We start from the raw sequence: 7,897 nt of genomic DNA on the forward strand, positions 1-7,897 counted from the left end.
TCGAAGAAGCTGTCGTCGATGCTGATCTCGGTGAGGCCGAGGGTCTCGGTGAAGAGGCCGCAGAGGATCTCTTCCTGCGGTGAGCGCGGACCACGCCCCCGGCTTTCGATCGTGAAGTCCGGGGCTGGGAGGGCCTTGCGGTCGAGTTTGCCGTTCGGGGTGAGTGGCAGCGCCTTCATGACTACTACGGCGGCCGGCACCATGTAGGCGGGCAGCAGGTCCGCCAGGTGGGCGCGGAGCCGGGCCGGCTCGACGGTCTCGGGGGCGACGGCGTAGGCCACCAGTCGGGTGCCGGTCACGCTGTCGTGCTGGGCGAGAACGGCGGTCTGGGTGACCTCGGGATGGGTGCGGAGGGCGGATTCGATCTCGCCGGGTTCGATCCGGAAGCCGCGGATCTTGACCTGGTGGTCGGTCCGGCCGAGGTACTCCAGGTCGCCGTCGCGGCGCCGGCGGACGAGGTCGCCGGTGCGGTACATCCGCTCGCCGGAGGCGAAAGGGGAGGCGACGAAGCGCTCGGCCGTCAGCCCGGCACGGCCCAGGTAGCCGCGGGCCAGGCCGTGGCCGGCGATGTACAGCTCACCCGGCACACCGGGCGGGGCGGGGCGGAGCTGCCCGTCGAGGACGTGGACGCGGGTGCCGGCGATCGGGGCGCCGATCGGGGGGACGGCGTCGCCCGAGAGAGGCCGGCTCATGGTGGCGCACACGGTGGTCTCGGTCGGACCGTAGGCGTTGACCATGCGGCGTCCGGTCGACCACTTCGCCACGATCTCGCCCGGCGTCGCCTCACCTCCGACCAGCAGGACGCGGACGGTCGGCAGGTCATCGGGGGACATCACGGCCAGCGCGGCGGGCGGGAGGAGGGTGTGGGTGACCTCCTGCTCGGCGATCAGGGCGGCCAGCGGCGCGCCCGGAGCGGTTCGCGGAGACGGCGCCAGCACCAGGGTGCCGCCGGTCAGCAGCGCCATCAGCGTCTCCCAGACGGCCGCGTCGAAGCTGGGCGAGGCGAACTGCAGCACCCGGCTGCCCGCTCCCAGCTCCAGGCGTTCCACCTGGGCCGCGGCGAGGCCGGCCACTCCGGCGTGGGTAACGGCCACACCCTTGGGCCGGCCGGTCGAGCCCGAGGTGTAGATGGTGTACGCGATGCCGCTCCCGTGCAGCGGGGCGGTCCGCTCCGCATCCGTCAGGTCGGTGTCCGGCCGCGCGGCCAGCGCCGCGTCCAGCTCCGGGTCGTCCAACGACAGCCCGGGCAGCGCGACCCCCGGACCCACCAGGACCAGCGCGGGATCGGCGTCGGAGAGGATGTGGGCGATGCGCTCCGCCGGATACTCCGGATCGACCGGGAGGTACGCTGCCCCTGCCTTCACCACCGCCAGTTGGGCGACGACCGACTCGATCGAGCGCGGAAGCGCCAGCGCGACCAGGCGCTCGGGGCCGATGCCCCGGGAAACCAGCTCCCGGGCCAGCCGGTTGGCCCGGGCGTTCAGTTCCGCGTAGGTCAACTCCCGCCCCTCGAAGGCCAGGGCGACGCCCTCGGGAGTGCGGGCGACCTGCGCCTCGAGGAGCGCGGGCAGCGTGCCCGGCGGCACCGCGCCGACGGTGTCGTCCGCCGTGACCAGCAGGTCGTGCCGCTCCTCGGCGGTGAGGATGCTCAGCCGCCCGAGAGGCAGGTCGGCTTCGACGGACGCGACCAGGTCGCACAGGAAGCGGACGAACCGGTCGAGCTGGACGGCGGGGTTCTCGTCCTCGGACAGGGAATTGTTGACGTCGAAGTCGATCCGCAGCGGGCTGCCGGCGGACCGGTCGTACACCGAGACGGAGAGGTCCTCGACCCGTCGGAACGAGACGTTGTGCGCGGTGGCGGGATGACCGCCGAAGTCGAGGGAGTAGTCGAAGGACATGACGTTGATCTGCGGCCCGAAGCCGTGCCGGCCGTTGCCGGGGCCACCGAGCCGGTTGTGCAGGCCTTCGCCCCGGTGGCGCTGGTGCCGCAGTACGTCCTTGATGTCGGCGGACACCTGCCCGAGCAGTTCCGAGATCCGCAGGCCGGGGCGGATCCGGACGCGCAGTGGCAGGACGTTCACCATCATCGAGGGCACGGAGCGGGCGAGTTCGGTGGTCCGGCCGGTGACGGGAAGGTCGAGCAGCACGTCGTCGCTTCCGGTGGCCGCGTGCAAGTAGGCGGCGGTTGCGGCGATGACGAACCGGGCGAGGCTCACCCCGGCGCGCTTTGCGGCGAGCCGGAGCTCCTCGGTCTCGGCCGGGGTCAGCGTGGCGGTGGTACGCCGGAAGTCGGTGCCGTCCTCCGCGAGGCGGCGCCCCACGGTGAAGGGCTGCGGCTGGTCGGCGAGCACCTGCTCCCAGAATTCCCGGTCGCGCGCGAGCTCGGCGGAGGAGAGGTAGGCGCGCTCCTCGTCCAGCAGGGCGTCGACGGAGCCGAAGCTTCGGGCGGGGGCCGGCCGGCCCTCCAGCGCGGCGTTGTACAGCTCGGAAACCCTCCGGGCGAAGGCTGCCGCGCCGAAGCCGTCCATGGCGATGTGGTGGTAGCCCTGGTACCAGAGGAAGCGGTCCGCGGCCACGGTGAACAGCGCGTGGGTGAACGGCGGGTCCACCCGCAGATCCAGCGGTCGCTGCAGGTCCCGGCGCATCCACTCCTCGGCGCTGGTGCGCGGGTCGGCCTCGGCGGTGAAATCGAGGTCGAAGAGTCGCCACTCGTGGGCGTCGCCGACGTACTGGCCCACGCCGCCCGGCTCCTCGACGAACCGGATCCGCAACGCTTCGGTCTCCTGGACGGCCTGACGCAGCGCCGACTCGAAGACGGTGCGGTCGATCGGACCATGGATCTCGATGTACTCACCCGGCCGGAAGACCGCTGAGTTCGGGGCCAGCTGCTGCGCGTACCAGATTCCGGCCTGAGCGCCCGACAGCGGCCGCAGCTCCCTGCTCATACCCATCTTTCCACCCATGGAAGTCCCCTCATTGGCTGCGCGCGCCAGACCGGTCGGCCTCGCGACCGAAGGCGCGGCTGGGCTTCGTCGCACGTGGGAATGCCCGACCTGGTCGGCCCTGTGATGTCCCGGCCTCACGTACGGCGTCAGCAGGACAAGTTTTGGCGGCGTTCGAGCCGTCCACCAGACAGATCGGGTGTCAGGACCTCGCTCGGACAGCTAGTTGCCAATTCGACGTGAGGATGTGACATGCCGTCATCGACACTCGGGATGGTTGCGGAGCGTGAAGGGCAGGGCGAGCGGCGCCTGGGTTCGGAGGGCGGAAACGGCTGTGGGCCCGGTCACCCCTCGCCGATGGCGATGCGGATGACCGGGCCCACAGGATCGAGCGGGTCCTCGGAACTGGGCGGACGTCAGCCGGCCGCAGCGGGATCGATCCAGCCGCGGGCGACGGCCATGACCCCGACCTGGAATCTGCTTTTCGCGCCGAGCCGTGCGGCTAGGCTCGCGGTGATGCGGCGTCCGGTGCGCACGGAGACGCCCAGCTTCCGGGCGACGACCTCGTCGGTGTGGCCCATGGCCAGGAGGTTCAGGATGGCCAGCTCCTGGGCGCTGAGGCTGTGTTCGTTCTCGCCCTCGTTCTTGTCCTCGTCGTTGCTCGCGACCGGTGTCGCCGAGCGCCAGATCTGCTCGAACAGTTCACACAGCGAGGCGACGATCCCTGGGCTGTTGACGATGTAGGCGCCCTTGCGCGTGACCTCCGGATCCACCGGGACGATCGCGATCTCCCGGTCGTAGATCACCATGCGGGGCGGCAGCGTTGCCGCCGTGCGGACCTGGGCGCCGGTGCGGATCAGCCAGCGGGCGTAGTCCATGGTCGGGGCGTCGTTGCGGACGCTCGACAGGTAGACGGTCCGCATCCGCACCCCGCGTTCCAGGGTCACCAGGTCGAGCGGCCGGCTCGCCGCCAGGCTGGCCGCGGACTGGGCACCCGAGGAGGCGAAGCCCATGATCTCGGAGGTGCAGCTGGCGGAGAGGGTCTCGATCCGGAGGCGGACGGCGTCGATGTCGTCGAGCCGCTCCATGTCCGAGCCCCGGCGGTTCCTGCTGAGGTGGCTGTACTCCGACACCGCGAGTTCGAGCGCCTGCCGGCCGGCGTCGATCTCGTCCTGGCAGCGGCGCAGTTCCGCTTCGCGGTCGGCCAGCAGCGAGGCCAGCCCCACCTCCGGTTCGATCGCGCGGAGTGCGTCAGGATTGTCCCAGGATGGTCGCACAAGCGACAGTTGAGCCAGTTCGTCCAGAACTGCGCGGACTCGTTCCTCGGCCCAGCCCAGCCTGCTGCCGATCTCGGCCACGCCGGCGGCAGAGTCCTTGAGCATCTCCTGGTACACGGCCTCCGCCGCAGCGCCGACGCCCAGTGATTCCAGCATGTGGATCCTTTCCCCCCATTCATCCCCACGAACGACCTTGATCGCGACTGTAGTCTCCGTCAGGCCTGGGAGGCGGTCAATATCGCCCTGGGTAATCAAGATCGACCCGCGACCGTGGGTTCGTGTTCGATGTGTGTGATGCTCGTGTGAGTGGGGTGGCTGCCACCGCGAGGCATCTGCGTCTAGCATCATGGACGTTGCTTGGACGAACCCGCCGTGACAACAATGGCATTGGAGCCACCGTGTCGTTCGTCCGATGCGCTCCTCTCCCATTCACGCTGCCGTCCGAACGCCGACGAGGGCCGTGCGGGTGCAGTCCACCAGGCGCTGCCACCCGCCTTTCCCGGCTCGGCCGGCGCATGATCCACCAGCGATCATCCAAGGATCCGATGTACCTCATACAGGCGCATCTGGTGTTCCCGCACCCGCCGGTCGCCTCGGCCGTACGTCGCGAACTGCTGCGAGCCTCGACTCCGGCCGATGGCTTGGAACACGTATTCGTCCAGGTGGCCGACGGTTCGGCCACTGCGGTGCTGTTCATCCGTGCTCCCTCCCTGTTCCAGGCCGAAGCGGCCGCCCGGGGCATCTGCGCGAACTTCTTGGCCTGCTCGTCCACGCATCCTGGGGCGAGACTGCTCTCCGTGGCCGTGGGCCTCGTTCCCTCCCTAGGGCACCTGCTGGTTTCCGGTGGAGACGCGCCGGGCCGGGACGCACCCTTCGGAGAGCCGTCCGGTGGCAACGACCTGCCGTGGCAGCACCCTGACGCCTCAGGACCATGACGCGGGGCTCTGGGGCCAGCAAGAATCGATTCACCGGCGAACGGGAACTCGGGGAACCGCACCGAGGCGTGTGGCTCGTCCTCGGTGGGCCATTCATGTGCCGGATATCACGCAACTTTTACACAGTGGGATCGCCATGTATTTCGCATTTGAATTCTCGCGCTTCTCCCGATTCGTCGCCGGTGTCGTTCTTGCCGTCGCGGCGGTCGTGGGAATCACCGCCCACGATGTCGCGCAGTCGACCAGCCACGGTGTCACCCGAGCGATTTCGGCCCAGGACACCGGGGGCCCGAACAACAGCTGGGACTGACCGACCGGATGGCCGGAATTCCCTCCGCCTGCCTGCCGGGAGTCGAAGCCCCGTGGAATTTGGAGACAACGAGTGAAAGCGCTGATCTACGCCTGCCACGGGTTCCGTGGAGACATCCAGCCCTATCTCGCACTGGCGTACGCCCTGGAACGGGCCGGGCACACCGCGGCGCTCGTCGGGCCCCGGCGCTTCGCTGCCCTCGCCGAAGAGCACGGCGTCCGGTACGTCCCCCTCAACGACGAACTCCTGGGCGCCTATTCACGTGCCGACATGCAGGAGACCCTCCTGCACAGCGATGCTCCTCGCCCTGAGGACCATCAGCTGCGGATGACTCTCTTCCAGGAGATCATGCCTCGGATCTTCCCCGGCCTGCTCGCCGACATGTACCAGGCAGCGTGCGAGGAGCAGCCCGATGTCATCGTGTACTCGCACGTCTGGCGGCAGGCGGCACATCAGATCGCCGAACGGCTCGATGTGCCACACGTGTTGGCGGCGCTCTACCCGCACTACGTGCCGTCCCGTGACTACCCGCCGGGCGACGGGCTCTCCGCTCATCCGTCGAACCTGGCCAACCACGAGCAGGCGATCCGCAATCCCATGGATCCGGTGACCAGCGCACTCGTCGCCACCTGGCGCTCGGACGTCCTGCAACTGCCGCCGCGTGAGAACTGGCTCGACTATCGCAGTAGCGCGGACGGCACACCGACCCCGGTGCTGCACGGATTCAGCCCGCACGAACTGGTGCCCTCCCCGGACTGGCCCGCATGGGTCCACACCACCGGGTTTTGGAACCTTCCGGCGCACGAGAGCTGGAAGCCCTCCGAGCGGCTCCTCGACTTCCTGGCGGGCGGGGAGACTCCCATCGTCGTGGGCTTCGGGAGCATGGTCAGGCCGGACACCGAGAATGTCGGCCGCATCGTGCAGACGGCCGTCCGTGACACGAGCAACCGAGCGGTGATCGTGACGGGCTGGGGAGGCATCAAGATCACCGAGCCGTCCGAGGACATCCTCGTCGTGGACGAGGTGCCGTACGACTGGCTGTTCCCGCGCGTCCGGGCCGCTGTGCACGCGGGCGGCATCGGCACCCACAACGCGGCGCTCGTGGCCGGGATCCCCCAGGTCGCCGTGCCGTTCCACTTCGAACAGCTGATGTGGAGTGAGCACCTGCACGCGCTCGGTGTGGCGCCGCGCCCCATCATGCAGCGTGAACTCACCGCGGAGAACCTGACGGAGGCCATCCGGCAGGCGACTTCGGACTCCGGGATCGCCCGAAGTGCCGCACGGTTCGCGGAGCTGATGCGGCCGGAGGATGGCTGCGCGGAGGCCGTCCGCCTTCTGGAGGACATCCAGCAGAACGCCGGCCGCGCGTCGGCCCGACTCGTCCCATGACATCGATGGAGGAACTGGTTGTGAACGAAAACGGAGTCGAGTCCGACGGTACGTCGGCCAGGCTCGTCGAATCGCCGGTCTTCGTGATCTCGGCGGTGAGATCCGGATCCACCCTGCTCCGCTGCATCCTCAACGCTCACTCCGAGCTGTACGCGGGCCATGAGCTGCACCTGGGGGATGTCCAGGTGGGACTCGGCACCGAGCCGGCGACCGCGGCCATGGACGCACTGGGGCTCTCCACTACGGAGCTGGAGTACTTGCTCTGGGACCGCCTTCTCGACCGCCAGCTCAAGGCCAGCGGAAAGAAGGTGCTGGTCGAGAAGACGCCGGGCAACGCCGTGGTCTGGGAAAGGATCGCCGAGTGCTGGCCCCAGGCCAGGTACGTCTTCCTGTTCCGCCACCCGCTGCACGTCCTGGACTCCCTGATCGAGGTCATCCGCGAGAGCGCGACCGAGGAGCAGCTCGCGCTCGGTGACGCGAAAGAGGTGGCGGCGCGGCTGAAGGCGGCGGCCCTTCGGATGCTCGTGCCGATGCTCGAATCGGTTGCCGAGGCCCGCGACAACCTTCCGGGAATCACGGTCCGGTATGAGGAACTGACGACCAATCCGGAAGGCGTGACGCAGCGGATTTGTGAATTCCTGAACGTGCCGTGGGAGTCCGGCATGCTGGAATACGGAACCCAGGACCAGGGCCCGTTCCAGATATTCCTCGGGGACTGGCGCGACAAGATTCGGTCCGGAGTGATCCAGCCGCACGGCGAGCTGCCCGGTGCCGATGACATTCCCGAGGAGCTCCTGGCCCACTGCCGGGCCTTCGGATATCTGGACTGAGGAAAATCAGCGTGACGACAGCCAGCGAGCGCGGCGCCACCGTGTGGCTGACCGGGCTGCCGAGCGCGGGCAAGACCACGCTGGCCTTCGCGCTGGCCGAGCGGCTGCGCGCCGAGGGCCACAGGGTCGAGGTGCTCGACGGTGACGAGATCCGCGAGTTCCTCTCCAAGGGTCTCGGTTTCTCCCGCGAGGACCGCCACACCAACGTGACCCG

7 protein-coding genes are annotated in these 7,897 nt (G+C 69.1%); 5 read left to right on the top strand and 2 right to left on the bottom strand.

The genetic code is table 11. From position 1 onward, the window contains the following. On the bottom strand, positions 1 to 2,945 hold a 2,945-nt coding region (locus AB0O11_RS38710), incomplete at its 3' end, for an amino acid adenylation domain-containing protein (protein ID WP_363397164.1). Positions 2,946 to 3,358: 413 nt separating this feature from the next. After that, on the bottom strand, positions 3,359 to 4,375 hold the full coding sequence (locus AB0O11_RS38715) for a helix-turn-helix transcriptional regulator (protein ID WP_363397167.1): 1,017 nt from the start codon (positions 4,373 to 4,375) through the stop codon (positions 3,359 to 3,361). Positions 4,376 to 4,764: 389 nt separating this feature from the next. Between AB0O11_RS38715 and AB0O11_RS38720 the strand changes: the two genes are divergently transcribed. The 5 genes from AB0O11_RS38720 to AB0O11_RS38740 all read left to right on the top strand — a co-directional run. Continuing rightward, positions 4,765 to 5,154, top strand: coding sequence for a hypothetical protein (locus tag AB0O11_RS38720; RefSeq protein WP_363397170.1), 390 nt, complete (start codon positions 4,765 to 4,767; stop codon positions 5,152 to 5,154). A 136-nt stretch (positions 5,155 to 5,290) separates the two neighbouring features. Next, positions 5,291 to 5,464 (top strand): hypothetical protein, encoded by a 174-nt coding sequence (locus AB0O11_RS38725; protein WP_363397173.1) that lies wholly within the window; start codon positions 5,291 to 5,293, stop codon positions 5,462 to 5,464. A gap of 72 nt (positions 5,465 to 5,536) precedes the next feature. Beyond that, complete coding sequence (locus tag AB0O11_RS38730; RefSeq protein WP_363397176.1) at positions 5,537 to 6,853, top strand: glycosyltransferase; 1,317 nt, start codon at positions 5,537 to 5,539, stop codon at positions 6,851 to 6,853. 5 nt (positions 6,854 to 6,858) lie between these two features. Then, complete coding sequence (locus tag AB0O11_RS38735) at positions 6,859 to 7,683, top strand: sulfotransferase (protein ID WP_363397179.1); 825 nt, start codon at positions 6,859 to 6,861, stop codon at positions 7,681 to 7,683. An 11-nt stretch (positions 7,684 to 7,694) separates the two neighbouring features. Further along, positions 7,695 to 7,897 (top strand): adenylyl-sulfate kinase (locus AB0O11_RS38740; RefSeq protein ID WP_363397182.1); only part of this gene is annotated, 203 nt, incomplete at its 3' end.

Origin of the sequence: Kitasatospora sp. NPDC093102, assembly GCF_040683915.1 — a bacterium.
Classification (GTDB): Bacteria; Actinomycetota; Actinomycetes; order Streptomycetales; family Streptomycetaceae; genus Kitasatospora.

What these genes read in the sequence shown, in the direction of transcription:
- AB0O11_RS38720 (WP_363397170.1), top strand. Translation starts at nt 4,765, where the DNA reads ATGTACCTCATACAGGCGCATCTGGTGTTCCCGCACCCGCCGGTCGCC.
- AB0O11_RS38725 (WP_363397173.1), top strand. Translation starts at nt 5,291, where the DNA reads ATGTATTTCGCATTTGAATTCTCGCGCTTCTCCCGATTCGTCGCCGGT.
- AB0O11_RS38715 (WP_363397167.1), bottom strand. Translation starts at nt 4,375, where the DNA reads ATGCTGGAATCACTGGGCGTCGGCGCTGCGGCGGAGGCCGTGTACCAG.
- AB0O11_RS38735 (WP_363397179.1), top strand. Translation starts at nt 6,859, where the DNA reads ATGGAGGAACTGGTTGTGAACGAAAACGGAGTCGAGTCCGACGGTACG.